Source organism: Xanthomonas sp. LMG 12462, assembly GCF_009192885.1.
In the GTDB taxonomy this organism is placed as follows: Bacteria; Pseudomonadota; Gammaproteobacteria; order Xanthomonadales; family Xanthomonadaceae; genus Xanthomonas_A; species Xanthomonas_A sontii.
Window position 1 is genome coordinate 1 of record NZ_NMPP01000029.1, and the last position, 25,015, is coordinate 25,015.

Sequence of the window (25,015 nt, forward strand, 5' to 3'; positions counted from 1 at the left end):
TCAGCGTCAGCTACGCCGCGCAGATCACCGGCCCGGCGCAGGGCTGCGGCCTGGACGCGCTGCTGGCGCGGCGCGCCGCCAGCGGCCGCCTCAGCGGGATCGTCAACGGCATCGACGCCAGTTGGGACCCGCGCACCGACACGCACCTGCCGGCGCACTTCGGCGTCGGCCAGATCCAGGGCAAGCGCGAGAACGCGGCGCAGGTGCGCCAGGCGTTCGGCCTGCTCGACAGCGACGGTCCGCTGTTCGCGGTGGTCTCGCGGCTGGTGCACCAGAAGGGCCTGGACCTGATCTGCGAGGTGGCGCCGCAGATCGTCGCCGCCGGCGGCCAGATCGTGATCATCGGCGGCGGCGAGCCGCAGATCGAGCAGGCGGTGGCGGCGTTGGCGCGGCGTTACCCCGGCCATGTCGGCGCGCACATCGGCTTCGAAGAGCCGCTGGCGCGGCGCATGTTCGCCGGCTCCGACTTCCTGCTGATGCCCTCGCGCTTCGAGCCCTGCGGGTTGAGCCAGATGTACGCGCAGCGCTTCGGCAGCCTGCCGATCGCCCACGCCACCGGCGGCCTGATCGACACGGTGGACGACGGCGTCACCGGCTTCCTGTTCGAGGAAGCCTCGGCCGACGGCCTGCGCCGCTGCCTGCAACGGGTGTTCCGCACCTTCCGCTTGCCGGGTCTGCTGCAGGCGATGCGTCGCGCGGCGATGCTGCGGCCCAGCGGCTGGGAGTTGGCCGGGCGCAAGTACATGGCGCTGTACGAGCGCACCGCCGCCACGACCGCCGGCAACATCCCGGCCGCGGCCAGCGCCACGGTGTCGGCCACCGCGAGTGCCATGGCCGCCGCATGAGCGATCGGGAACACGCCGTGGACCCGGCCGCCGGCGGGGACCCGGCGGCGGACACGGAGGACGACGGCGACGGCCTTGCCCTGCAGGCACTGGCACGCGGCGAGGCGATCGATGCGTTCGCCTGGCTTGGCCCGCATCCACAGGCCGACGGCACGGTGCGGGTGCGTGTGCTGGCGCCGGGCGCCGAGGCGCTGGGCCTGCTCGATGCGCAGGGCAAGCTGATTGCGCGGATGCGTACCCACCCGCAGGCCGAAGGCCTGTTCGAGGGCGAACTGAAGCAGCCCACGCCCTACCGGCTGCGCATCGTGTGGCCGGACGCGGTGCAGGAATGCGACGACCCCTATGCCTTCGAGCCGATGCTCGATCCGGCCTGGCTGCAGGATCTGGCCGCTGGCGACGGCGCCGCCCTGCGGACCGCGCTCGGCGCGCATCACGCCCGCGTCGGCGAGGTGGAGGGCGTGCGCTTCGCGGTGTGGGCGCCGCAGGCCAGGCGGGTGGCGCTGGTCGGCGACTTCAATGGCTGGGACGCGCGCCGGCATCCGCTGCGCCTGCATCCGGAGGCCGGGGTCTGGGAACTGTTCGTGCCCGGGCTGCACGGCGGCGAACACTATCAATACGAAGTGCAGGCCGCCGACGGCAGCGTGCTGCCGCGCAAGGCCGATCCGGTGGCGCGCTGCAGCGCCCTGGCGCCGTCCACCGCCTCGGTGGTGCCGTACGCCGACAGCCACGCCTGGGGCGATGCGGCCTGGCTGGCGCAGCGCGAGGCCCAGGCCGGCAGCGCGCAGCCGCTGAGCGTCTACGAGCTGCATGCCGGCTCCTGGCGCCACGACGGCAACGGCCAGCCGCTGCACTGGGATGCGCTGGCCGCCGAACTGATCCCCTACGTGCGCGGGCTCGGCTTCACCCACATCGAGCTGCTGCCGATCGCCGAATATCCGTTCGGCGGCTCCTGGGGCTACCAACCGCTGGGCCTGTACGCCCCCACCGCGCGCCATGGCGACGCCGACGGCTTCGCGCGCTTCGTCGATGCCTGTCACCAGGCCGGCATCGGCGTGTTGCTGGATTGGGTCGGCGCGCACTTCCCCGACGATGCGCACGGCCTGCAGCGCTTCGACGGCAGCGCCCTGTACGAACACGCCGACCCGCGCGAAGGCGTGCACCGCGAGTGGAATACGCTGGTCTACAACTACGGCCGCCCAGAAGTGGTGGCTTACCTGATCGGCAGCGCGCTGGAATGGATCGAGCGCTTCCACGTCGACGGCCTGCGCGTGGATGCGGTCGCGGCGATGCTGTACCGCGACTACGGCCGCAACGCCGGCGAATGGATCCCCAACGCCCACGGCGGCCGCGAGAACCTGGAGGCGATCGCCTTCCTGCGCCGGCTCAACGACGAGATCGCGCAGCGCTTCCCGGGCGTGCGCACCATCGCCGAGGAATCCACCGCGTGGCCGGGTGCGACCGCGCCCACGGCGCAGGGCGGCCTGGGCTTCAGCCACAAGTGGAACATGGGCTGGGCGCACGACACCCTGCGTTACCTGCAGCGCGATCCGCTGCACCGGCAGCACCACCACAGCGAGATGAGCTTCGGCCTGGTGTATGCGTTCTCCGAGCATTTCGTGCTGCCGCTGTCGCACGACGAGGTGGCGCGCGGCAAGGGCTCGCTGCTGGCGCGCATGCCCGGCGACGCCTGGCAGCGCTTCGCCAACCTGCGCGCCTACCTGGCCTTCATGTGGGCGCATCCCGGACGCAAACTGCTGTTCATGGGCTGCGAGTTCGGGCAATGGCAGGACTGGGACCACGACCGGCCGCTGGACTGGGTGCAGGCGCAGCAGCCCGAGCACCGCGGCGTCGCGCGCCTGGTCGCCGACCTCAACCGGCAGTTGCGCACGTTGCCGGCGCTGTACCGCAGCGACCGCAGCAGCGACGGCTTCGAATGGAGCATCGCCGACGATCACCACAACAGCGTGTTCGCCTTCGTCCGCCACGATCGCGATGACGATACGCCGCCGCTGCTGGCGGTGAGCAACTTCACGCCGACCGTCCACCACGATTACCGCGTGGGGGTGCCGCGTGGCGGACGCTGGCGCGAGATTCTCAACAGCGACAGCGGCTATTACGGCGGTTCCAACCAGGGCAACGGCGGTGTGCTGTCGACCCTGCCGCAGCCGATGCACGGGCATGCGCAATCGCTGGCGCTGACCCTGCCGCCGCTGTCCACCCTTTGGCTGCAACCGGACCTTTGACCATGGCCACGACCGCTGTCTCAACCGATTCCCCAGCCGCCCCGCGCGCGGTCCTGCGCCCCGGCGCCTGGCCAGGCGCCAACGGCGAGGTCGCCTTCGCGCTATGGGCGCCGGATGCCGAGCGCGTGGAGCTGGTGTTCGGCGACGATCGGCGGCAGCCGCTGCAGGCGATCGGCGACGGCTACTTCGCCGCCACCCTGGCCTGCGCGCCCGGCACCCGCTACCGCTACGCCATCGACGGCGGCACGCCGGTGCCGGACCCGGCCTCGCGCTGGCAGCCGGACGGCGTGCACGGCGCCAGCGCGGTGCTGGCCCCCGACGGTTACGCCTGGCGCCACGGCGATTGGCGCGGCCGGCCCTGGGCCGAGACCGTGTTCTACGAACTGCACGTGGGCACCTGCGGCGGCTACGCCGGGTTGCGCGCGCAGCTGCCGACGCTGGCCGCGCTCGGCGTCACCGCGATCGAACTGATGCCGCTGGCCGAATTCCCCGGCCGCCACAACTGGGGCTACGACGGCGTGCTGCCGTACGCGCCGGCCTCGGCCTACGGCCATCCCGACGAACTCAAGGCGCTGATCGACGAGGCCCACGGCCTGGGCCTGAGCGTGTTCCTGGATGTGGTCTACAACCACTTCGGCCCGGACGGCAATTACCTGGGCCAGTACGCCTCGACCTTCTTCCGCGAGGACGCGCCGACGCCCTGGGGCGCGGCGATCGACTTCCGCCTGCCGCCGGTGCAGCGCTACTTCATCGACAACGCGCTGATGTGGCTGCACGAGTACCGCTTCGACGGCCTGCGCCTGGACGCGGTGCACGCGATCGTGCCCAACGCCTTCCTCGATACCCTGCGCGAGGCGATCACGGCCAGCGTGGCCGACGGGCGCCACGTGCACCTGGTGCTGGAGAACGAGGCCAACCAGGCCGATGTGCTGGAGCGCGGCTACAGCGCGCAGTGGGACGACGACTTCCACAACAGCCTGCACGTGCTGCTGACCGACGAGCACGAGGGCTACTACGCCGGCTTCGCCGACGCGCCGGCGCAGCACCTGGCACGCGTGCTCGGCGAAGGCTTCGCCTTCCAGGGCCAGGCCGACCATCGCGGGCACGCGCGCGGCGAGCCAAGCGGCCACCTGCCGCCGCACAAGTTCGTGATCTTCGCGCAGAACCACGACCAGATCGGCAACCGCGCCCGCGGCGACCGGCTGATCACCCAGGTGAGCGAACCGGCGCTGCGCGCGGCGCTGGCGCTGACCGCGCTGACCCCGATGATCCCGCTGTTCTTCATGGGCGAGCCGTGGGGCAGCCGCACCCCGTTCCAGTTCTTCACCGATTTCGCGCCGCCGCTGGACGAGGCGGTGCGCGAGGGCCGCCGCCGTGAATTCGCGCAGTTCGCCGCCTTCGCCGACCCGGAACAGCGCGCCACCATTCCCGATCCCAACGCACCGAGCACCTTCCAAGCCTCGATCGCTGACATCAGCGACGCCACCCACGGCGACGGTGCGCGCTGGCGCGACTGGTTCGCGGCGCTGATGGCGCTGCGCCGCCAGCACCTGGTGCCGGCGCTCGGCCAGTCCAGCGCGCTGGGCGCGCGGGTGATCGGACCGAAGGCGATCGCCGCGGGCTGGCGCCTGGGCAACGGCGAATGGCACGTGGCGGCCAACTTCGGCGACGCGCCGGTAGCGCTGGACCTGCCCGGCAGCACCGTGCACGCGGAGAACGCCGGCGACGACGCCGCGCAGTTGCCGCCCAACGCTTTCGTCGCGCGCTACCGGCCCGGCAACGCCGCATGAGCACCCGCTGTCGCGACGCCATCGCGACAGCGTCCCCGGCACGCTGGCCACCTCGTTCGCTGCCCACCGCCGCGCACGCGCTGCCGGCGCGTGTGGGCGGGACCGCGGCGGATCCCTCTTTTGCCTTGCTGCCCGGTTCGCCCTGCCCATGACCGACACTTCCCTGCACACCCTGGCCGACGCCGCCGGCCTGCTGGTCGACTGGATCGATGCCGGCGACACGTCGCGCACGGTCGGCGACGACACCCTGCGCCACGTGCTCGGCGCACTGGGCCTGGACGCGCGCGACGCGGCCGCCTGCCGCGACAGCCTGCGCCGGCTGCAGACCGATGCCGCGCTGCCGCCGCTGCTGACTGCCGACGTCGGCGCGCCGGTCGAGGTCGGCGCCGCGCCCGGCACGGCGTACCAGCTCGACAGCGAGGACGGGCGCGCACTGCACGGCCACTGCGACGCGCAGGGCCGCCTGGTCGCACCCGATACCGCCGGTTACTGGACCCTGCAGCACGGCGACCGCAGCACCACCCTGGCGGTGGCGCCGCCACGCTGCTACGGCGTCGCCGACGCGGTGGGCGCGGCGCAGCCGCGGCGCTGGGGCCTGTCGTTGCAGGTGTACTCGGCGCCGGGCGGCTACGACGCCGGCATCGGCGACGCCGACGGCACCGCCGCCTGGGCCGCGCGCATCGCCGCGGCCGGCGGCGATGCCATCGCGCTGAGCCCGGTGCATGCGGCGCGGCCGATCGGTGCGCATTACAGCCCCTACTCGCCCAGCGACCGCCGCTTCCTCGATCCGTTGCAGGCAGCGCCGGCGCGCATGCTCGGTGCCGCCGCCGCGCAGCGCGCGCTGAATGCAGCCGGGCTGGCGCAGGCCTTCGCCGAGGCGCAGGCGCGGCCGCTGATCGACTGGCCGGCGTCGGCTGCGTTGAAGTGGCAGTGGCTGCGCCAGCTGCACGCCGACTTCGGCCAGGCCGATGCCGCGCTGCACGCCGACCTGGCCGCATTCGAACGCGACGGCGGCAGCGCCCTGCATGCGCATGCCGCGTTCGCCGCGCAGGACTTCGGCGATGCCGATCCGGGTCTGCACCGCTTCGCGCAGTGGTTGGCCGCGCGCAGTTGGGCCGACGTGCAGCGGCAGTCACGCGCCGACGGCATGGGCATCGGCCTGATCGCCGACCTGGCGGTCGGCTTCGACGCGCATGGTGCCGAGGCCGCGGCGTGGCCGCAGGCGGTGCTGCAGGGGCTGGAACTGGGCGCGCCGCCGGACGCGTTCAACGGCGACGGCCAGGCCTGGGGCATCTGCGGCTATGCACCGACCGCGCTGCGCGCCACCGGCTTCGCGCCGTTCATCGAGTTGCTGCGCGCGGTGATGCGCGATCGCGGCGGCGTGCGCATCGACCACATCCTCGGCCTGCTGCGGCTGTGGGTGATTCCGCGCGGCGCACCCTCTTCCACCGGCGTGTACCTGCGCTATCCGCTGCACGACCTGCTGCGCCTGCTGGCGCTGGAATCCTGGCGGCACCGCGCGATCGTGATCGGCGAGGATCTGGGCGTGGTGCCGGACGGCATCCGCGCGGAATTGTCGCGCCGCGGGGTGATGGGCATCGACGTGCTGCTGTTCACCCGCGACCGCGCCGGCGCGTTCCTGCCGCCGGCGCAGTGGCGCCCCGACGCCCTCGCCACCACCACCACCCACGACCTGCCGACCCTGCGCGGCTGGCGCCGCGGCGAGGACATCGACTGGCGCCGACGCCTGCACTTGAGCGACGCCGCGCAGCAACACGCCGACCACCAGGCGCGCAGCGACGATGTCGCGCGCATGGACCAGGCGGTCGCCGCGGCGCTGCCGCCGACGCAGGCGGCCGACCCGGAACTGGGCGCGCTGCGCTTCGTCGCCGCCACGCCATCGCCGCTGGCGCTGCTGCCGGCCGAGGACGCGCTGGGCCTGGACCAGCAACCCAACCTGCCCGGCACCGTCGACGGCCACCCGAACTGGCGCCGGCGCCTGCCCGCGCCCGACGCCGCCGCGACCGTCGCCACCCTCGCCACGCGCCTGGACGCCTTCGCCCAGACCCGCCAATCCACCGCCACCGCCGCGCAAGGAGCCGACGCATGCGCATGATTCCCCTGCGGGCCACCGCCCGCCTGCAGCTGCATGCCGGTTTCACCCTGCTCGATGCCGCCGCACAGGTGCCGTATTACGCCGGGCTGGGCATCAGCCACCTGTATCTGTCGCCGATCGGCACCGCCGTCCCCGGCTCCACCCACGGCTACGACGTCACCGACCCGCGCCAGGTCAATCCCGAACTCGGCGGCGAGCCGGCGCTGCTGCACCTGTCCGAGCGCGCGCGCAGCCACGGCATGGGCCTGATCCTGGACATCGTGCCCAACCACATGGCCACCCACCCGAGCAATCCGTGGTGGTGGGACGTGCTCACCCATGGCCGGCGCAGCCGCCATGCCGGCTGGTTCGACATCGACTGGCGTGCGCCCGGGCGCGAGGGCAAGCTGTGGCTGCCGGTGCTGGACCGCCCCTATGCGCAGGCGCTCAGCGAAGGCGCGCTGCAGTTGCAGGTGGCCGAGGACGGCAGCGTGGTCCTGCTGCACCACGACCAGCGCTTCCCGATCCGCCTGGACGGCGCCATCGCCCAGGAACCGGCCAGCGCGCGCCCGGCCTGGGCCGCCCGGCTCAACGACGCCGCGCGGCTGGGCGACGACGCCCTGCACCGGCTGATCGAACGCCAGTGCTATCGCCTGGCCTGGTGGCGGGTCGGCAACGACATGCTCAACTACCGCCGTTTCTTCGACATCACCTCGCTGGCGGCGTTGCGGGTGGAGCAGAACGACGTGTTCGCCGCGGTCCACGAGCTGCCGCTGCGGCTGGTCGCCGAGGGCCATCTCGATGGCGTTCGGGTCGACCACGTCGATGGCCTGGCCGATCCCACCGGCTACGTGCAGCGGCTGCGCACGCAACTGGACCGCGCCGGCCGCCGCCGCGGCATCGCCGCGGGCGGCATCGCCCTGTATCTGGAAAAGATCCTGGCGCCGCACGAGCAGTTGCGCAGCGACTGGCCCTGCGACGGCACCACCGGCTACGACTTCATGGACCAGGTCGCCGCGGTGCTGCACGACCCGGCCGGCGCCGAACCGCTGACCGCGCTGTGGCGGCGCTGGAGCGGGCGCAGTGGCGACTTCGGCCAGGAGCAGCGCGCCGCGCGCGACGAGATCCTGCAGGGTTCGCTGCAGGCCGAGTTCGTGCGCACCGTGCAGGCGCTAGGCGCCGCCGCGCACCTGGATCCGCTGACCCGCGAGTTCAGCCCGCAGATGCTGGCGCGCGGGCTGATGGCCCTCTTGCGGCACTTCGAGGTGTACCGCACCTATGCCGGACCCGATGGCCTGGACGACGACGACGCAGCACGCCTGGCCCAGGCCGCGCAGCGTGCGCGCGTCGGCGCCGAGCCACGGGTGTGCGCGGCGATCGATGCGATCGAGCGCTGGAGTCGCGACGGCCGCGGCACCGGCAAGGCGCAGGTGGCGCTGCGGCGGATCGTGCGCCGGCGCCTGGAGCAACTGTCGGCGCCGCTCAACGCCAAGTCGGTGGAGGACACCTCCTTCTACCGCCACGGCGTGCTGCTCTCGCGCAACGAAGTCGGCAGCGAGCCGGACGTGTTCGCGCTGACGCCGGAGGCGTTCCACGCGGCCAACGCCGTGCGCGCGCAGCGCTATCCGCGCGCGCTGCTGGCCACCGCCACCCACGACCACAAGCGCGGCGAAGACGTGCGCATGCGCCTGGCCGCGCTCAGCGCGCAGGCGCCGTGGTGGGAGGCGGAGGTGGGGCGGTTCCAGGCGCTGTCGGCCGACCTGCTGCCGGCCGGTAGCGCCGCGCCGCTGCCCGGCGACCTGCTGATGCTGTGGCAGATGCTGGTGGCGGCGTGGCCGCTGGAACTGGCGGTGGACGACGCCGACGGCCTGCGCGACTACGCCGAGCGCATCGGCGCCTGGCAGCTCAAGGCCGCGCGCGAAGCCAAGCTGCGCACCCACTGGACCTGGCCGGACGAGGACTACGAGCGCAATGCGCGCGCGCTGCTCGACGCGGCGCTGGTGCAGCCGGCCGGCGCCGCACTGCGCGAGGCACTGGCGCAGGCGGCCGCGGCGCTGGCTCCGGCCGGCGCGCTCAACAGCCTGGTGCAGACCACCCTGCGCCTGACCCTGCCCGGCGTGCCCGACCTGTACCAGGGCAGCGAGGGCTGGGATCTGTCGCTGGTGGATCCGGACAACCGCCGCCCGGTGGACTACGCGCTGCGCCAGGCCTGGCTGCGCGATGCCACCGCAGCGGACGCGCTGCTGCAGGACTGGCACAGCGGCCACATCAAGGCCTGGTTGACCGCACAGCTGCTGCAGCTGCGGCGCGCGCATCCGGACCTGTTCGCGCACGGCCGCTACACGCCGCTGCAGGCGCAGGGCCCGCAGGCCCAACACGTGCTCGGCTTCGTGCGCGAACACGAGGGCGCCTCGCTGGTGGTGGCAGTACCGCGGCTGGGCGCCGCCGCGCAGGCGCTGCGGCCGGACGCGCCGCTGCGGGCGCAGTTCGATTGGCGTAACACGGTTCTGACACTGCCGCAGGCACAGTATCGCCCGGTGCTGGCCAGTGCTACCGTCGACGCGACGTCGGCCATTGCGGTGTCGGCGCTGTTCGCCGAGTTCCCGGTGGCCGTGCTGGTCGCCTCCCCCTGATCTCGCAAGAAGCCATGGACGCAGAAACACGCCAACGCCGCATCCGCCAACTCGCACACGAAATCTGGGAAGCCGAAGGGCGACCCGACGGCCACGCCGCCCGCCATTGGGCCATGGCCGAACGCCTGGTGGCCGCGGAAGCGGCGGCCGAAGCCGATGCCGAGGCGCTGCCGCCGTCGCAACCGCGACGCAGCGCCGGCAACGGCAGCACCTCTTCCTAAGGATCCTTCATGCCCGTGCGCAAGCTCACCCGCCGTTCGCGTATCCGCGAGGGCCTGCCGTATCCGCTGGGCGCCACCTGGGACGGCCTGGGAGTGAACTTCGCCCTGTATTCGGCGCACGCCACCAAGGTGGAGCTGTGCCTGTTCGACGATCGCGGCCGCGAGATCGAACGCATCGCCCTGCCCGAGTACACAGACGAGATCTGGCACGGCTACCTGCCCGACGCGCGCCCCGGCCAGCTCTATGGCTATCGCGTGTACGGTCCGTATGCGCCCGACGCCGGGCACCGCTTCAATCCCAACAAGCTGCTGCTCGACCCCTACGCCAAGCAACTGGTCGGCGAACTGAAATGGGCGCCGGCCCTGTTCGGCTACACCATCGGCCACAAGGATGCCGACCTCAGCTTCGACCGCCGCGACAGCGCCGCCTACATGCCCAAGTGCGCGGTGATCGATCCGGCCTTCACCTGGGGCAAGGACCAGCGCCCGCAGACGCCGTGGGACAGCACGGTGATCTACGAGACCCACCTGCGCGGCACCACCATGCGCCACCCGTCCGTGCCCGAGGCCTGGCGCGGCACCTTCTCCGGGCTGAAGGTGGACGAGGTGGTCGAGCACATCAAGCGCCTGGGCATGACCGCGGTGGAACTGCTGCCGGTGCACGCCTTCGTCGACGACGAATACCTGCTCAAGCAGGGCCTGCGCAATTACTGGGGCTACAACACCATCGGCTTCTTCGCCCCGCACCCGCGCTACATGGCCACGCGCACGGTGTCCGAGTTCAAGCAGATGGTGGCCCGGCTGCACAGCGCCGGGCTGGAAGTGATCCTGGACGTGGTCTACAACCACACCGCCGAAGGCAACGAACTGGGGCCGACGCTGTCGTTCAAGGGCATCGACAACGCCAGCTACTACCGCCTGGCCGAGGACCGCCGCTTCTACATCAACGACACCGGCACCGGGAACACCTTCGACCTGACCAATGCCGGCGCGCTGCGCATGGTCAACGACTCGCTGCGCTACTGGGTGTCGGAGATGCACGTGGACGGGTTCCGCTTCGACCTGGCCACCATCCTCGGCCGCGAGCACCACGGCTTCGATCCCAAGGGCGGCTTCCTCGACGCCTGCCGCCAGGACCCGCTGCTGAGCCAGGTCAAGCTGATCGCCGAGCCGTGGGACGTCGGCCCCGGCGGCTACCAGGTCGGCGGCTTCCCACCAGGCTGGTCGGAGTGGAACGACAAGTTCCGCGACAACGTGCGCGCGTTCTGGCGCGGCGACGAAGGCCAACTGGCGGAACTGGCCACGCGCCTGACCGGCTCGGCCGACCTGTTCCACCACCGCGGCCGCCGCCCCACCGCCTCGGTCAACTTCGTCACCGCCCACGACGGCTTCACCCTGCACGACCTGGTCAGCTACGCGCACAAGCACAACGAGGCCAACGGCGAGCACAACCGCGACGGCTCGGACAACAACATCTCCGCCAACTATGGCGTGGAAGGCGAGACCGACGACGAGCAGATCAACGCGCTGCGCCTGCGGCAGATGCGCAACATGCTGGCGACCCTGCTGCTGTCGCAGGGCACGCCGATGCTGCTGGCCGGCGACGAGTTCGGCCGCAGCAAGGGCGGCAACAACAACACCTACTGCCAGGACAACGAACTGACCTGGCTGAACTGGGAAGCCGGCCCGCGCGCGCATCAGCTCAGCGCGTTCGTCTCGCGCCTGACCCACCTGCGCGCGCACTACCCGCTACTGCACCGCGCACGCTTCTTCGACGGCGTCTACGACGAGGAACTGGGGATCAAGGACGTGACCTGGCTGGCCCCGGACGGCGAGGAGATGACCGAAGCCTCCTGGCACGACCCGCACGCCCGCGCACTGATGATGCGCCTGGACGGGCGAGCCCCATCCAGCGGCCTGCGCCAGGCCGCTTCCAACGTGACCCTGCTGATGATCGTCAACGGCGCGGTCGAGGACGTGCCGTTCACCCTGCCGCTGGTCGAAGGCGAACACTGGCGCGTGCTGATCGACACCGCCGAACGCAACGGCGAACACGGCCTGCCCGGCGGTTCGCAATGGCACGGCATCGGCCGCTCGCTGACCCTGCTGGCCGCCGAGCGCGACAGCAAGTCCACGGCTGCGCATCACCGCAATGCGGATGCGCCGACGGCGTGAGCTGATGGGAGCGCCCGACGATCTGCCGGGCGCTGCGGGTCCGCTCCTACAGAAGGCGGACGTTGCGAGCTGTCATCCGTAGGAGCGGTTTCAGCCGCGACCAGAGATCGATGGAACTCAGATACCGCCGTGCCGCGCAGCTGCCCACCGCAAGCGGCCGCACCGATAACGCCTCCGGCAGCCACTGAGGGGGCTCACTGGCGCCCACCCCGCTCCACATACGGCCGCGCCTGCAGGATCACCACCTCGTCGCCGACCACCGCCCACTCGATGTCCTGATCGCCGCCGCCCAGCGCCTGCTTGGTCATCGCGCCAACCTTGGCCAGTCGCGCGATGAGCGCGTCGGTCAGTACCTGGCGGGTGCCGACGATCGGGATCTCGCGGACGCCGCCGGCGGCGTTGGCCACGAGTTGGGTGTCCTCGGCCGAGCGGCTCAGCACCTGCACCGCCTTGGACCAGCTCGAATACATCACCTGTTCGGCCTGGCGCTTGCCCTCGACCACGCGGATGCCCAGGCCGCGCTTGGCCGAAATGTAGGTGACGTGGCGGCGCGCGGCATCGAAGGGATCGCGGGTGATCATCACCCCGGAACTGTCGGACGGGGCGGCCAGCTGCACCAGCACCGCCATGGCCACCGCATCCTGCGGCAGGCCGGCGGCGGCGCGCGCTTCGTAGGCCTCGAAGTTGTACACCGACGCCCACACCGTCTGCACCGCCTTGGCCAATGCGTCGGCGCGGGTGACGTTGGGCACGGTGGTGTACAGGCCGGCGCCGCTGAAGCCGGGCAGATCCTCGGAGTTGGACGAGCTGCGCACGAACACGCCGGCGCCGTGCAGTTGCCCCTGCCACTGCGTCTCCAGCGCGCGCACGAAGGCGGGATCGGGCGCGGCGTCGGCGATCTCGGCACGCAAGGCCGCCAGCGCGGCGCGGCGCACGTCGGCGTCGGTGGCGAAGCCGGGACGGCGCTGCAGGTCGCGCAGGCGCTGATCGACCTGCAGACGCTGCAGCGTCGCCTGATAGAGCGCGAACGGAATGCAGAAGCCGTCCGGCACGCGCGCGACCGGCGGCAGCACCGCCTTCAACGTGCCGAGATTGGCCGCCTTGGTCCCGCAGGCGCGGCTGTCGCGGGCGCGCAGCGCCGCCAGCGGCTGGAGCGCGGTCACGCTCAGGTCCGGACGCGGCAGCGCGCGGGCCGCGGTGCGGGGAGCGGCAGCGGGTGCGGCCGTCGGCGGACCCGCCAGCGCTGTCACCCGGTAATCGTTGTGGGTGACATCCAGTTGCACCCAGCGCCCGTCGTACTGGCGCAACGTCGCCTGCGCATCGCGCACGTACACGTTGGGAATGCCCCAGCTCTTGGCCAGCAGGTTGACGTGCGACAACAGCGTGGACGGGCGCTGCGTGATCAGGCCGGCGACCGGTGCCAATGCGATCGGCACCTCGTCCAGTACCGGGATGTCGCGCGGCGTCAGGGCACGGAACTGCGCCTCCGAACGCACGATGCGCAGCCGTCCCTGGGCATGGCCGGTGTTCAACGGCAGGAAGCGCTGCTCGCGCAGCAGCGCTTCCTGTGTCACGAAGGCCAACCCGGCGGACTTGGCCACCTGTTCGTGCAGCGTGGAGTTGGTCTTGAACCGCAGCGCGTCGAAGAACGAGGCGCGCAAGGCGGCATCGGTCTGCTGCAACAAGGGCGCGGTAAGGACGTCGCCCTCCCAGAACTCGTAGGTGTAGCCCGGCAGATCCTGCTGCCAGCTCAGGGTGCCGAACAGGAAGCGGCGCTGCGGATCGCGGTACTGCGCCTTCAGCGCCGCCTTGCCCATGCCCGGCGCCAGGCGCTGGCGCACGAATTGCTCGTGCAGCGCGAAGCGCGGGGTGTTGAGGTAGTAGACGCGTCCACCCTGCTGCCGGTCGATCACGAACAGCAGATGCGGCAGCTCCAGCGCGGTGCCGGCGTTGTAGACCCGCGCGAGCTGCAGGAACTGCGCACGGCTGTCCAGGCGCGGCAGGGAATCCGGTCCCGTCGCCGGCTGCACGGTGGCATTGCTGCCAGGGCGTTGCTCGTAGGCCGACGGCTTGCGCGCGGTCTGCGCCAGCGTGGGTGCCACCTGCCACAGCAGCGCGAAAAGGACACACCACGCCGACACGCGTGGCCACGAAGGGGACGGACGGGCTCGATCCATGATGCCGGTTCGGGAGGGCGACGAGCGCGGATCATACGCCAGCGCCTGCGCGTTGGTTGCGCGGCGAGGCGCTGCCGGGCATGGTTCGGCGTTTGATGCCGTCGCGACCGTTGGGATGGCGGGGACGGAATGGCCTCCGCCTGTGGACAGCTCCATCCGACCGTCCTTTCGGTATCGTTGACCGACAGAACGCTGCGCAGCCGCGTGCGACCCCACCACATGCCTGCCCGCGACCTGACGCACCTCGCCCCAGCCAGGAGTCCGCATGCCGCTGTATCCCCTGTTCGCCGACCTGGCCGGACGCCGCGTGCTGGTCGTGGGCGGCGGCGAGGTGGCGATGCGCAAGATCGAGGCGCTGCTGCACGCCGGCGCCGACGTGCTGGTGTACGCGCACGCGCTCAACCCCACCGTGGCGCAGTGGCTGGCGCAGGGCCGCCTGCAGCGCGCCGACGGCGCCTTCGACCCGCAGTGGCTGGACGATGCCTGGCTGGTGGTGGCCGCCACCGACGACGACGCGTTCAACCGGCAACTGGCCGAACAGGCCGGAGCGCGGCGCAAGTGGGTCAACGTGGTCGACGACGCCGCGCTGTCGACGTTCCAGGTGCCGGCGATCATCGATCGCGACCCGCTGTTGATCGCGATCTCCTCCAGCGGTGCGGCACCCATGCTTGCGCGGCGCCTGCGCGAGCGCTGGGAAACCGAACTGGACCACTCCTACGCCGAACTGGCGCAGTTGTTCGCGCGCCACCGCGCCACCATCCGCGCGCGCCTGCCGGACCTGCCGCAGCGCCGCCGCTGGTTCGAACAGGTACTGGAGGGACCGGTGCAGACCCTGCTGCAGAGCGGCCAGCGCGATGCCGCCGAACAGGCCTTCGCCGAGAGCCTGCAGCAAAGCGACGAGGTACCGCGGCAGGGCAGCGTGTGGCTGGTCGGCACCGGCAATGGCGACCCCGGCGCGCTGACGCTGAAGGCGCTGCGTGCGCTCAACCAGGCCGACCTGCTGCTGGTCGGTGCGCAAGTGAGCGCGGCAGTGCTGAGCCTGGCGCGCCGCGATGCCAGCCGCCAGCCGCTGCCGGACGATCCGGCCGCGCATCCGGCGCTGCTGATCGAACGGGCGCAGGCCGGGCAGCGCGTGGTCAGCCTGCTGCCGGGCGATGCGTTCCGGCAAGCGCCGCACGCGGCGCTGGCGGCGCAGTTGGCCGACGCCGGCATCGCCTGCGAGGTGGTGCCCGGAGTGGCACTGGATTGAGGCATGGCAGCGTAGCCGGCGCACTTGGCGAAAACAATCGCACGGGCCATTGGCTTTCCAAGACCACCGGCCATGACATCTAATAGTTAATTCCATCCGAATCTGCTTTACAACTCATTTTAATTCAGGCGTTAGATCGCATGAGAAAAAAATTCGCAGCCCTAGAGAGACTCACTGAATCGGGCTCGTGGAGCGAAACCGTCGCAAAAATACTTGGCGGTGATTCAGAACTGCCTTGGGGCCACGAAGACTTTGGTACGCATTGGATTGTTGCCGGTCATCGGATCCGCGAGCAAGTCGCGGATGATCGTGCCCTGGTGCAGTTCCTACGGAAAATTCTCCCACCTTATCGCGGCGCCGCTGTGGTGCTCTTTCGCGGTGAAAGCCGCGCGCGATTTCTGGCAGGAAACTTCGGCCTCTCTTGGAGCAAGAACCAAGCTGTTGCCGAGATGTTTGCCGTCGGCCTCAACTCTATCGGCGGCGGCCTAGTTCTCCGTGCAGCTTTTAGCCCCGAAGCGATAATTGCGGAGCCGAACGCGCACAGCATTTATCTCGGCGAGTACCAGTACACTGTTGATCCCATGGCTGCCAAACGGATTGAAGTCATTACGGGGTTCCCGTCAAATGTCGACTAACAATTCGTCCAAGCAGACTCCGCTTCGTTGCGCGACTTACTTAAAGGCTTTATATGACATTGGATAGAGCACGGCAATTCGTTCGCTGGAGACGCCGCTTTGAAATCGATGGCGATCCTGGAGTCGCGGAGATGAATCGCGTGCGGCTCGCGCATGACGATGTGCATGTCTCTCTACTCCTCGGCATGTGGGCTGATGCCGAGGACTGTGACGTAGATAAGCGCGAAGCTCGGGGAAATCTATTGGCAGATGTCGCACAACACATCGCCAATGGCATGACACAGATTAGGCGGTGAGCGGCGGCACCGGTTCCTCGTCTGAACGCTCGCGCTTCGCCGTCACCAGGTGCTTGCGCATGCCCACCCATAACGCCAGCGACAGCAGCGAGATGCCGCCCAGCAGCATGAACGCGGCACGGTAGCCGAACCCTTGCGCGATCCAGCCGCCCAGCGCGGGACTCAGCGCCGCGCCGACGCCCTGCATCGTCATCACCGCGCCCTGCCCGACGTTGACCCGGCCGGTGCCCTGCAACAGGTGCGCCACCAGCGCCGGCACTGCCACGCTCTGCAGGCCCGCGCCGACGCCGTCGAGGATCTGCACGGGGAACACGCCCCAGGTGTGGATGACGCTGGCGGCGATCAGCCCGCGCAACGGCAGCGCCAGGAAGGTCAGCAGCAGCACCCACCAGTGCCCGCGCACGCGGATCAGGCGCATCGCCAGCAGCGAGGCGAGCACCATCGTGGACTGGGCGACGATGATGGTGGTGGCGGTCAGCGCGTTCGGGTCGCCCTGATGCGCGGCCACCACCGCCATGCCGTACAGCGGCAGCATCGCCGCATTGCCGAGGTGGAACAGCGCCAGCGCCGCTGCCAGGACCAGCAAGGGCTTGCAGGTCAGCAGTACCGACCAGCCGCTGACGTGCGTACCGTGGTCGTCCTCGGCCTCGGCCATGCCGCGCGCCGCACGGTGATCGATGGCGTCGCGCGGAATCATCAACACCGAGATGATCGCCAGCACGCCGAAGCAGCCGGTCAGCACGAACACCGCGCCGAAACCGAATTTCCAACCGAGCAAGCCCGCCAGCGCCGCGGCCACCACGTTGCCGGCATGGCTGCCGACCTGGTTGCGCGCGATCTGGTGATCGAAGCCGGCCTGGCGCACCAGGCCCAAGGTGATGCCGGACAGCGCCGGCCCCAGCGCGGCGGCGGCGAGCGCGGTCATCACCTGCGCGGCGATGACGCCGGGCAGCGTCGGCGACCACCACAGCAGCGCCGAGGCCAGCAGGATCATGCTGCAGCCGACCACCACGATGCTGCGCTTGCGCTTGGTCGCATCGACCAGCGCGCCGCCCGGCGTGGTGGCGAGCATGCCGACGATGCCGCCGGCGGTCATCACCGAACCGATCGCGCCGAGCGACCAGCCCTTGGATTGCAGGAACACGCTCAGGAACGGGCCGAGCCCGTCCTGCACGTCGGCCATGGTGAAATTGAGCGCTTCCAGCGCGCGCGTGCCGCGTGGGCGCTTGCCAGTGCCGCTCATGCGCGCACCGCCGGCGACGCGAGCGGCGACAAGGACAGGAGAACGTGGTGCTGCGCAGGCGCGACGGGCGGCATGACGGTGTCCTAGATGAGCGCGGTAAACACAGGCGCGGCGGTGGCCAGGGGCACACCGCCGCGACGACTCGGAACTTAGTGGGACTTGGGCTTGGGCTTCGGCTTCGGCTTGGGCCCGTCCTTCGGCGCAGCATCATCCGCATGCGCGTGCAACGGCTTGTGATGAGGCTTGGGCGGCTTCGGCTTCAGCGGCTGCAGCGTCGCGTCGCTGGCGCCCAGCGCCTGCGCATGCAGCACCTGGCCATGCGCGGACTCCAGCAACTCGCCCTGCGCCACCAGCGGCTTGCCGGCGGCGAGCCAGCGCGCCGATTCCGGCACCGCGTGCGGCGGGAAGCGCACGATCAGCCCGTCCTCCAGCAGCGCGCCATGCACCTGCCCGTGCGGGCCGTGCAGCAGCCGCGCGATGGTGCCGGCGTGACGCACCGCGTCCTGCGCCGACTTTGGCTTGGCCGGCGGCTTGGGCTTGGGTGTGTGCGGACCGGCATGCGGACCTTCATCGACGATGCGCGCGGACCCATCCGGGTCCACCGCCAACGCCACCAGCATATCGGCGCCGCGCGGCTTGAGTCCGCGTACGCCGAGGCCGGCGCCAGGACGCAGCGCCTTCAGCAGTTGCGCCGACAGGTGCGGCGGGGTGTGCACTTCGGTGCCGTCGTCGAACAGCAGGCCGTCGACGTCGGCCTTGGGGTTGAGCAGGAAGCGCGCGAGCGTGCCACGGGTTTCCGGCAGGGAATCGGGATCGACCCAATGCATTGCATTCTCCAGACGAACAAGGGATGCCGGCGGGGGCCGGCAGCGCCCGCCGCGAACGGCGGGCGCAGGGGTCAGGCGCGATGGAACCGCGCCCGGATCAACGCGGGGCCGGCGGCGGCGGAGCAGCCGGCGGCGCAGGCGGGGCCGGGGGCGCGAACACCGCCTGCAGCGAGTTGCGGTCGCGGCCGACCTGGGTGGCTTCCACCGAGCGACCCACCTGGGTCAACACGCCGAAGCCGTTGACGCTCAGGCGCGCGCCGGGCCGCAGCAACTCGCTGTACTGCACAGCGGCGTGCGGTGGCATGCGCACCACGGTGCCGTCGCTGAGCAGCACGCCGGCGGTGTCGCCGCGCGGGCCATAGACCAGCCGCTCGATGCGGCCATCGGCCTGCAGCGGGGTCAGGGCCGGCGGTGCCGGGGGCGCCGGCGGCGGCGTCATCGGGTTCGGCGGGCGGTCGACCACCTGCTTGCCACTGCGGCGCGCGGTGATGGTGTTGGCCTGCAGCAGCGGCAGGCTGCCCAGGCGATAGCCCTGCACCGAGATCGCATCGCCACGACGTACGGCGGCCTGCAGATCGGCCGACAGGTGCGGCGGGAAGCTCACCTGGGTGCCGTCCATCAGCCACAGGCCATCGACGTCGCCGTTGGGGTTGAGCATGAAACGCTCGACAGTGCCGTCCACGCGCACCGGCGTGGCAGCGACGGGGGCCGCGGGCGGCGGCGGCGGTGCCGGGACGCTGCCGGGCGCCGGCGGAGCGGGAGGTGCGGGCGGCGCCGGCACCTGCGCGGTGGCGGCAGCGGCGGCGGTGGCCAGCACCAGGGACAGAGCGAGTGCGCTACGACGGATCATGGGAGTTTCTCCTGAGCGGCAAGGGGGCGCCGCTCGCAGGAGAGATAATGCAGAGGCCGTGCCAACTTTTAAGCCATTGATTTTTAAATTAATCGAGTGCCAATCTAGCTTTGGCAGCGTCTCCATTCCATCCACATCTGTCCGCTTTGCGGACAGGTTTGGATGGAAGGGGATTGGGGATTGGGGATTGGTAAAAGCGGGTGCCGCGGCCTGATGTCAGGCGCTTTCACGAATCCCCAATCCCTAATCCCCAATCCCGGCGGCGCGCGCCAGCGCGCCGCCTACAACCCATACTCGTCGAGCTTGCGGTACAGGAGCTGGCGATGGATGCCGAGCCGGCGCGCGGCCTCGGCGCGGTTGCCGTGGGCCTGGGTCAGCGCCGCCTGGATCATCTGCCGTTCCAGTTGCGCGATCGCCTGCGGCAGGGTCAGCGCGTCGGTGTCGAGCGCCGTGGGCGTCTCGGCGGGCTGGGCCAGCAGTTCGTCCAGGTCGTGCGCCTCGACCACCGGCGCACGCACCAGCACCTGGCAGCGCTGCATGGCGTTGCGCAACTCGCGCACGTTGCCAGGCCAGGGATAGGCGCGCAGGCGCGCCTGCGCTGCCGTCGACAGCGTCTGCGGGGTGCTGGCGCCGGCGGCGAGGAAGTGCTGGGCGAGCAGCAGGATGTCGTCGCCGCGCTCGCGCAGCGGCGGCAGTTCGATCGGCACCACGTTGAGCCGGTAGCGCAGGTCGCTGCGGAAACGCCCGGCGTCCACCGCCTGCAGCAGGTCGCGGTGGGTGGCGGCGATCACCCGCACGTCCACCTTCTGTGCGCCGCGCCCGCCCAGCGGCGAGACCTCGCCTTCCTGCAGGAAACGCAGCAGCTTGGCCTGCATCGGCAAGGGCATGTCGCCGATCTCGTCGAGAAACAGGGTGCCGCCATCGGCGTCGCGGATCAGGCCGTTGCGGTCGCTCACCGCGCCGGAGAACGCGCCCTTGCGGTAGCCGAACAGCTCGCTCTCCATCAGCTCGGCGGGAATCGCCGCGCAATTGATCGCCACGAACGGTTGCGCGGCACGGGCGCTGGCACGGTGCAGCGCGCGCGCCGCCAGTTCCTTGCCAGTGCCGGTTTCGCCGGTGATCAGCACCGGCAGGTCGGACGCGGCGGCAAGGCCGATGCGCTTGTGCACGGTGCGCATCGCCGCGCTGTGGCCGAGCAGCGCGTCGTCCTCCTCGGCGGGCATGGCCGGTGCGGCCTCCGGCATGGCGTCGCCGCGGCTGCGCAGGGCGCGCTCGACCACCTCGGCGATATCGGCGCGGCCCACCGGCTTGACCAGGTGATCGAAGGCGCCGAGCTTCATCGCCTCGATGGTGTTGCCGCTGGAGGCATGCGCGGTGAGCATCACCAGCGGCACGCGCATGGCCAGCGCATCGTCCTGGCGCGCACGCATCAGTGCGATGCCGTCCATGCCGGGCATTCGGAAGTCGACGAAGGCCAGGTCGAGCCCACCCTCGCCCAGGCGCGCCAGGCCCTCGCGCGGATCGGCCACGGCCACGACGTCGTGGCCGAACGAGCGCAGCGTGGCCTGCAGGGTGCTGAGGAAGGCCAGGTCGTCGTCGATGATCAGGATGCGCGCCATGGCAGCTCCAGGCTGAACTCGGTGATGCCGTCGCGATGCGCGTAGTGCGCCTCGCCGCCATGGGCGCGGGCGATCTCGCGCACCAGCGCCAGGCCCAGGCCGTTGCCGTCGCTGCGGCCGCTGGCGAACGGTTCGAACAGATGCGCGGCCACCGGCGCCGGCACCGGCTCGCCCTGGTTGCGCACGCGCAGGTGCAGCAGGTCGTTCTCGGCCTGCGCCGCCAACGTGACCTCGGTGCCGGGAGCGGCGTGCTGCAGCGCATTGCGCAGCAGGTTGTGCAGGGCGCGCCCGGCCTGCTGCGGATCCAGCATCCACTGCGCTGGCGCCGCTTGCAGGCGCAGCGCGATCGGCGGCGTCTGCCCGTCCCAGTCGGCCGGGTCCAGCAGCGCCTGCAGCCACGGTTGCAGCGCCACCGTCTGCCGGTGCAGGCGGATCGGCTGAACCATGCCGAGCAGGCTTTCCACCACGCCGTCCAGGCGCTGGATCTGCGCCAGCATCAGTTGCGCCTGGGCGTCGTCGGCGCCGTCCGCGTGCGCGGCGATCTGGTTTTCCAGCGCCAGGCGCAGGGTCGCGATCGGGTTGCGGATTTCGTGCGCCACGGTCGCGGTCATGCGCCCCAGCGCGGCCAGGCGTTCATGTCGCGACAGTTCCTCACCGAGCCGGCGGGTCTCGGCCAGGGCCTGCGCGTTGCGCTGCGCGTAGTCGGTGACCGCGGCACCGAGCCGGTCCAGTTCCGGCGCGCCGGTGCGCGGGATCTGCGGTACCTCCGCCGGCGTCGCCAGGGCCTGCTGGATGCCCTGCAGGCGCTGGCTCCAGCGCCGCACCACCCAGCCCAGCGCCAGCGCCGACACCACCACCAGCGCCAGGATCAGCGCCATGCCCAACGCCAGCGGCAGGCTGGCGGCAGCGTCGCTGGAGGCGACCCGGGTCATGGCCCAGGCCGCGGCATTGCGGTCCAGCGGGCAGGCCGCGATCAGCAGGCTCTCGCGCTGCCCGTCGCGGCGGTAGTCGACCGTGTGCTGCGCCTCCACCCCGCGCTGCACGGTGGACACAATGACGTTGCGCTCGGCCGAGGGCACGTCGGTCTTGTGCTCGGTCCCGTCGTAGGTGGGATAGGCATAGGCGACGAAGCCGCGCTGGCGGTCCCAGAAGCCGCCTTCCACGCCGGCGGCATCGGCCAGCACCAGCTGCGACACCACCGCCGCCAGGCCGGTGCCGTCGCTGCCGTGGGCAGCGGCGCTGGCGCCGTTGTAGCGCTGCACCATGCGCGTGCACACCTCGCGCAACCCGGTCTGTGCGCGTTCGCTGCGCACGCCCTCGCTGTGCCGGTACAGCCCGACCAGCACCACCGCCATACCCACGCAGGCGGCGACGATGACGATCCAGATCAGCAGCAGTTGCCGCAACAGCGAACGGGGCATGGACGTCCTTGGGCGCAACGGAAGAGGCGGAACGAACCGCGGCGATCGTAACCGCGCCGCGGTGCCTGCGGCGACTCAGCGCAGGTTGGTCTTGACCAGTTCCAGCACCTCGTCGCCGCGCCCGCTCATCACCGCGCGCAGCAGGTACAGGCCCATGCCCTTGGCCTGTTCCAGCTTGACCGCCGGCGGGATCGCCAGTTCCTGGCTGGCCACGCGCACGTCCACCAGCGCCGGGCCGGGATGCGCGAACGCCTCGCGCAGGGCCGGCTCCAGTTGCGCCGACTCGTCCACGCGCAGACCCAGGATGCCCATGGCGTTGCTCATCGCCGCGAAGTCCGGATTGCTCAGGTCGGTGCCGGTATCCAGGTAGCCGGCCGACTTCATTTCCATCGCCACGAAGCCGAGCGAGCCGTTGTTGTAGACCACCACCTTCACCGGCAGGCCGAGCTGGGCCAGGGTGATGAAATCGCCCATCAACATGGTGAAGCCGCCATCGCCGGACAGCGAGATCACCTGCCGGCGCGGAAACTGCGCCTGCGCGCCGAGCGCCTGCGGCATCGCATTGGCCATCGAGCCGTGGTTGAACGAGCCGAGCAGGCGGCGCTGGCCGTTCATGGTCAGGTAGCGCGCCGCCCACACCGTCGGCGTGCCGACGTCGCAGGTGAAGATGGCATCGGCGTCGGCGAGCGCATCGACCATGCGCGTGACGAACTGCGGATGCAACGGCTCGCCGGGGGCCGAGGCCACCGCCAGGTCGTCCAGGCCCTCGCGCGCCTTGCGGTAGTGAGCCAGCGACTTCTCCAGGAAGCCGCGGTCCTCGCGACGCTGCAGGCGCGGCAGCAGCGCGGCGATGGTCTCGCGCACGTCGGCGGCGATGCCCAGTTGCAGCGGCGTGCGCCGCCCCAGCGCGGCCGGGTCGTTATCGACCTGCACGATGGTGGCGTCCTTGGGATAGAACTGCCGGTACGGGAAATCGGTGCCGAGCATCAGCAGCGTGTCGCAGTTGAGCATGGCCTGGTAGCCGGAACTGAAGCCGATCAGGCCGGTCATGCCGACGTCGAACGGGTTGTCCCACTCCACATGTTCCTTGCCGCGCAGCGCATGCACGATCGGCGCGCCGAGCGCGTCGGCCAGCGCCACCACCTCGTCGTGCGCGCCGGCACAGCCGCTGCCGCACAGCAAGGTGGTGGCCTTGCTCGCCTGCAGCAGATCGGCCAGCTTCGCCACGTCGGCGTCGGCCGGCAGGATGCGCGGCGCGGCCAGCGCCGGCCACGTCGTCGGCGTGCCCTTGGGCATTTCCTGCAGGGCGACGTCGCCGGGGATCACCACCACCGCCACGCCGCGGCGCAGGATCGCCGTGCGCATCGCCCGCTGCAGCACTTCCGGCATCTGCGCCGGGTTGGTCACCAGTTCGACGTAGTGGCTGCACTCGCGGAACAGTTCCTGCGGGTGGGTTTCCTGGAAATAGCTCAGGCCGATCTCCGAGGACGGGATGTGCGCGGCGATCGCCAGCACCGGCTGATGACTGCGGTGGCAATCGAACAGGCCGTTGATCAGATGCAGGTTGCCCGGCCCGCAACTGCCGGCGCACACCGCCAGCTTGCCGCTGACCGCGGCTTCGGCACCGGCGGCGAAGGCGGCCACTTCCTCGTGACGCACGTGCATCCACTCGATGCTGTCCATCTGCCGCAGCGCGTCGGTCAGGCCGTTGAGGCTGTCGCCGGTCACGCCCCAGATCCGCTCCACGCCCGCGCTGTGCAGGGTTTCGGCGAGCAGGCGAGCCATGGTCTGCTTGGACATACGTGCTGATCTCCGGTTGGGGAGCGGCATGGTCGCACCGCGCGCGTTACCGACGCGTGGCGCAGCAGATGCACGCCCGTGCCTGCCGCCCCCATGTTCAGCGCACGGTGCGGCTAGTCTTCGCCGCGTGCAGCGGCAGCATCGTGTGCCGCATCGCCATCGTCCTCGTGATAGCGGCCGGGCGTGGCGGCCTTGCCGTGTGCGCCGCCGGCATGCTCGCCGGTGGCGCCGTAGGTGCCGGCCTGACCGAGGTTGGGCTGGCTGCGCCCGCTGCGGTCATCGCCGTGGTCCTGCGGTGTCCGTGCGTGCGGCGACGGCATGGGCTGCGACGGCACGCCGCTGTCGGACGACATATCGCCTTGCGTGCCGCGGTAGGCAGCCTGGCGGACATCGTGCGTGCCGGTGGGAGGTGAAGTGCGCTGGGCCATGACGATCTCCCGCAGAAGCGTGGGAGCGCGTCACGCTAGACCGGCAGGTGTTAGCCAACCCGCAAGGCGCCATGAAGAGCACGCGAGCAAGCACTACGCTGCGAATCCGCACCACCACGCCGCACGCACGTGACCTGCACGCCTGCGCCACCCGTGCTGGCCGACGCTGGCCGCTCCTTCCACACTGGAGCCCTGCGATGTCCGGTCTACTCTGGAAACTCGCGCTGGCCGGCACGGCCTTCGCCGCCATCCGCGCCTATCGCCGCAATACCCACACGACTGTGGCCGACGCGGCCTCGCCCATGCCACCAGCCGAACTGGATGACGGCCGGGCCACGCCGCCGCACGGCGACACCCTGCAGGGCGCCGAGCGCGCGTCGACAACTGCGACCACAGACGATCCGGACGGCGCAGTGCCGGCCTGATCCCCGCAACGCGCAGCGGCGTGTCGCGCGCTCACCGCCGACA

At 71.0% G+C, this 25,015-nt stretch carries 18 protein-coding genes; 10 read left to right on the forward strand and 8 right to left on the reverse strand.

Going from position 1 to position 25,015, the window contains the following annotated elements; translation table 11 throughout:
• From CEK69_RS07895 to glgX, 7 genes are all read left to right on the forward strand, one after another.
• The coding region (locus tag CEK69_RS07895) for a glycosyltransferase (RefSeq protein ID WP_152244887.1) at window positions 1-845 on the forward strand (845 nt) is incomplete at its 5' end.
• A gap of 17 nt (window positions 846-862) precedes the next feature.
• Window positions 863-3,088, forward strand: a complete 2,226-nt coding sequence (locus tag CEK69_RS07900) for a 1,4-alpha-glucan branching enzyme (RefSeq protein ID WP_343195288.1) — start codon at window positions 863-865, stop codon at window positions 3,086-3,088.
• 2 nt (window positions 3,089-3,090) lie between these two features.
• The gene (treZ, locus tag CEK69_RS07905) at window positions 3,091-4,878 is read left to right on the forward strand and encodes a malto-oligosyltrehalose trehalohydrolase (RefSeq protein WP_193313933.1); all 1,788 of its coding nucleotides are present in this window, start codon (window positions 3,091-3,093) and stop codon (window positions 4,876-4,878) included.
• Between the two features lie 148 nt (window positions 4,879-5,026).
• Entirely contained in the window at window positions 5,027-6,994 is a 1,968-nt protein-coding gene (locus CEK69_RS07910) for a 4-alpha-glucanotransferase (protein ID WP_152244893.1), read from the forward strand.
• Window positions 6,991-9,606: a malto-oligosyltrehalose synthase gene (gene treY / locus CEK69_RS07915; protein ID WP_152244964.1), complete on the forward strand. Its 2,616-nt coding sequence runs from the start codon at window positions 6,991-6,993 to the stop codon at window positions 9,604-9,606. Before CEK69_RS07910 ends, treY begins: the two co-directional genes overlap by 4 nt.
• A 14-nt stretch (window positions 9,607-9,620) precedes the next feature.
• Window positions 9,621-9,827 carry a DUF2934 domain-containing protein gene (locus CEK69_RS07920; protein ID WP_081613481.1) on the forward strand — a complete coding sequence of 69 codons (207 nt, stop codon included), beginning with the start codon at window positions 9,621-9,623 and terminating at the stop codon, window positions 9,825-9,827.
• Between the two features lie 9 nt (window positions 9,828-9,836).
• Window positions 9,837-12,002, forward strand: a complete 2,166-nt coding sequence (gene glgX, locus CEK69_RS07925; RefSeq protein WP_017915232.1) for a glycogen debranching protein GlgX — start codon at window positions 9,837-9,839, stop codon at window positions 12,000-12,002.
• 194 nt (window positions 12,003-12,196) lie between these two features.
• Here the strand turns inward: glgX and CEK69_RS07930 are convergent, their stop codons facing one another.
• On the reverse strand, window positions 12,197-14,104 hold the full coding sequence (locus CEK69_RS07930) for a PEP/pyruvate-binding domain-containing protein (protein ID WP_226975087.1): 1,908 nt from the start codon (window positions 14,102-14,104) through the stop codon (window positions 12,197-12,199).
• Window positions 14,105-14,444: 340 nt separating this feature from the next.
• Between CEK69_RS07930 and CEK69_RS07935 the strand changes: the two genes are divergently transcribed.
• Together CEK69_RS07935 and CEK69_RS07940 are read left to right on the forward strand one after the other, a co-directional pair.
• Window positions 14,445-15,428 (forward strand): NAD(P)-dependent oxidoreductase, encoded by a 984-nt coding sequence (locus CEK69_RS07935; RefSeq protein ID WP_152244895.1) that lies wholly within the window; start codon window positions 14,445-14,447, stop codon window positions 15,426-15,428.
• Between the two features lie 140 nt (window positions 15,429-15,568).
• On the forward strand, window positions 15,569-16,063 hold the full coding sequence (locus tag CEK69_RS07940; RefSeq protein ID WP_152244897.1) for a hypothetical protein: 495 nt from the start codon (window positions 15,569-15,571) through the stop codon (window positions 16,061-16,063).
• 285 nt (window positions 16,064-16,348) lie between these two features.
• Here CEK69_RS07940 and CEK69_RS07950 read toward each other — a convergent pair whose 3' ends face one another.
• From CEK69_RS07950 to CEK69_RS07985, 7 genes are all read right to left on the reverse strand, one after another.
• The gene (locus CEK69_RS07950; protein ID WP_152244901.1) at window positions 16,349-17,602 is read right to left on the reverse strand and encodes an MFS transporter; all 1,254 of its coding nucleotides are present in this window, start codon (window positions 17,600-17,602) and stop codon (window positions 16,349-16,351) included.
• 149 nt (window positions 17,603-17,751) lie between these two features.
• Window positions 17,752-18,429 (reverse strand): hypothetical protein, encoded by a 678-nt coding sequence (locus CEK69_RS07955; protein ID WP_152244903.1) that lies wholly within the window; start codon window positions 18,427-18,429, stop codon window positions 17,752-17,754.
• A 97-nt stretch (window positions 18,430-18,526) separates the two neighbouring features.
• Window positions 18,527-19,279 carry a hypothetical protein gene (locus CEK69_RS07960; protein WP_193313935.1) on the reverse strand — a complete coding sequence of 251 codons (753 nt, stop codon included), beginning with the start codon at window positions 19,277-19,279 and terminating at the stop codon, window positions 18,527-18,529.
• Between the two features lie 281 nt (window positions 19,280-19,560).
• Window positions 19,561-20,898: a sigma-54 dependent transcriptional regulator gene (locus CEK69_RS07970; protein WP_152244909.1), complete on the reverse strand. Its 1,338-nt coding sequence runs from the start codon at window positions 20,896-20,898 to the stop codon at window positions 19,561-19,563.
• A complete protein-coding gene (locus CEK69_RS07975) occupies window positions 20,883-22,319 on the reverse strand; it encodes a HAMP domain-containing sensor histidine kinase (RefSeq protein ID WP_152244911.1) in 1,437 nt (478 codons plus the stop codon). The genes CEK69_RS07970 and CEK69_RS07975 overlap by 16 nt, the downstream gene beginning before the upstream one ends.
• 75 nt (window positions 22,320-22,394) lie before the next feature.
• On the reverse strand, window positions 22,395-24,104 hold the full coding sequence (poxB, locus tag CEK69_RS07980) for a ubiquinone-dependent pyruvate dehydrogenase (protein ID WP_026143522.1): 1,710 nt from the start codon (window positions 24,102-24,104) through the stop codon (window positions 22,395-22,397).
• Window positions 24,105-24,232: 128 nt separating this feature from the next.
• Window positions 24,233-24,547: a hypothetical protein gene (locus CEK69_RS07985; RefSeq protein ID WP_026143523.1), complete on the reverse strand. Its 315-nt coding sequence runs from the start codon at window positions 24,545-24,547 to the stop codon at window positions 24,233-24,235.
• Between the two features lie 197 nt (window positions 24,548-24,744).
• Here CEK69_RS07985 and CEK69_RS07990 point away from each other — a divergent pair, with 197 nt between their 5' ends.
• Window positions 24,745-24,972, forward strand: a complete 228-nt coding sequence (locus tag CEK69_RS07990) for a hypothetical protein (RefSeq protein ID WP_152244913.1) — start codon at window positions 24,745-24,747, stop codon at window positions 24,970-24,972.
• Window positions 24,973-25,015 lie beyond the last annotated feature (43 nt).

Coding starts and splice junctions, on each gene's coding strand:
- treZ (WP_193313933.1), top strand. CDS start 3,091: ATGGCCACGACCGCTGTCTCAACCGATTCCCCAGCCGCCCCGCGCGCG.
- CEK69_RS07910 (WP_152244893.1), top strand. CDS start 5,027: ATGACCGACACTTCCCTGCACACCCTGGCCGACGCCGCCGGCCTGCTG.
- treY (WP_152244964.1), top strand. CDS start 6,991: ATGATTCCCCTGCGGGCCACCGCCCGCCTGCAGCTGCATGCCGGTTTC.
- CEK69_RS07920 (WP_081613481.1), top strand. CDS start 9,621: ATGGACGCAGAAACACGCCAACGCCGCATCCGCCAACTCGCACACGAA.
- glgX (WP_017915232.1), top strand. CDS start 9,837: ATGCCCGTGCGCAAGCTCACCCGCCGTTCGCGTATCCGCGAGGGCCTG.
- CEK69_RS07935 (WP_152244895.1), top strand. CDS start 14,445: ATGCCGCTGTATCCCCTGTTCGCCGACCTGGCCGGACGCCGCGTGCTG.
- CEK69_RS07940 (WP_152244897.1), top strand. CDS start 15,569: ATGAGAAAAAAATTCGCAGCCCTAGAGAGACTCACTGAATCGGGCTCG.
- CEK69_RS07950 (WP_152244901.1), bottom strand. CDS start 17,602: ATGAGCGGCACTGGCAAGCGCCCACGCGGCACGCGCGCGCTGGAAGCG.
- CEK69_RS07955 (WP_152244903.1), bottom strand. CDS start 18,429: ATGCATTGGGTCGATCCCGATTCCCTGCCGGAAACCCGTGGCACGCTC.
- CEK69_RS07960 (WP_193313935.1), bottom strand. CDS start 19,279: ATGATCCGTCGTAGCGCACTCGCTCTGTCCCTGGTGCTGGCCACCGCC.
- CEK69_RS07970 (WP_152244909.1), bottom strand. CDS start 20,898: ATGGCGCGCATCCTGATCATCGACGACGACCTGGCCTTCCTCAGCACC.
- CEK69_RS07975 (WP_152244911.1), bottom strand. CDS start 22,319: ATGCCCCGTTCGCTGTTGCGGCAACTGCTGCTGATCTGGATCGTCATC.
- poxB (WP_026143522.1), bottom strand. CDS start 24,104: ATGGCTCGCCTGCTCGCCGAAACCCTGCACAGCGCGGGCGTGGAGCGG.
- CEK69_RS07985 (WP_026143523.1), bottom strand. CDS start 24,547: ATGGCCCAGCGCACTTCACCTCCCACCGGCACGCACGATGTCCGCCAG.
- CEK69_RS07990 (WP_152244913.1), top strand. CDS start 24,745: ATGTCCGGTCTACTCTGGAAACTCGCGCTGGCCGGCACGGCCTTCGCC.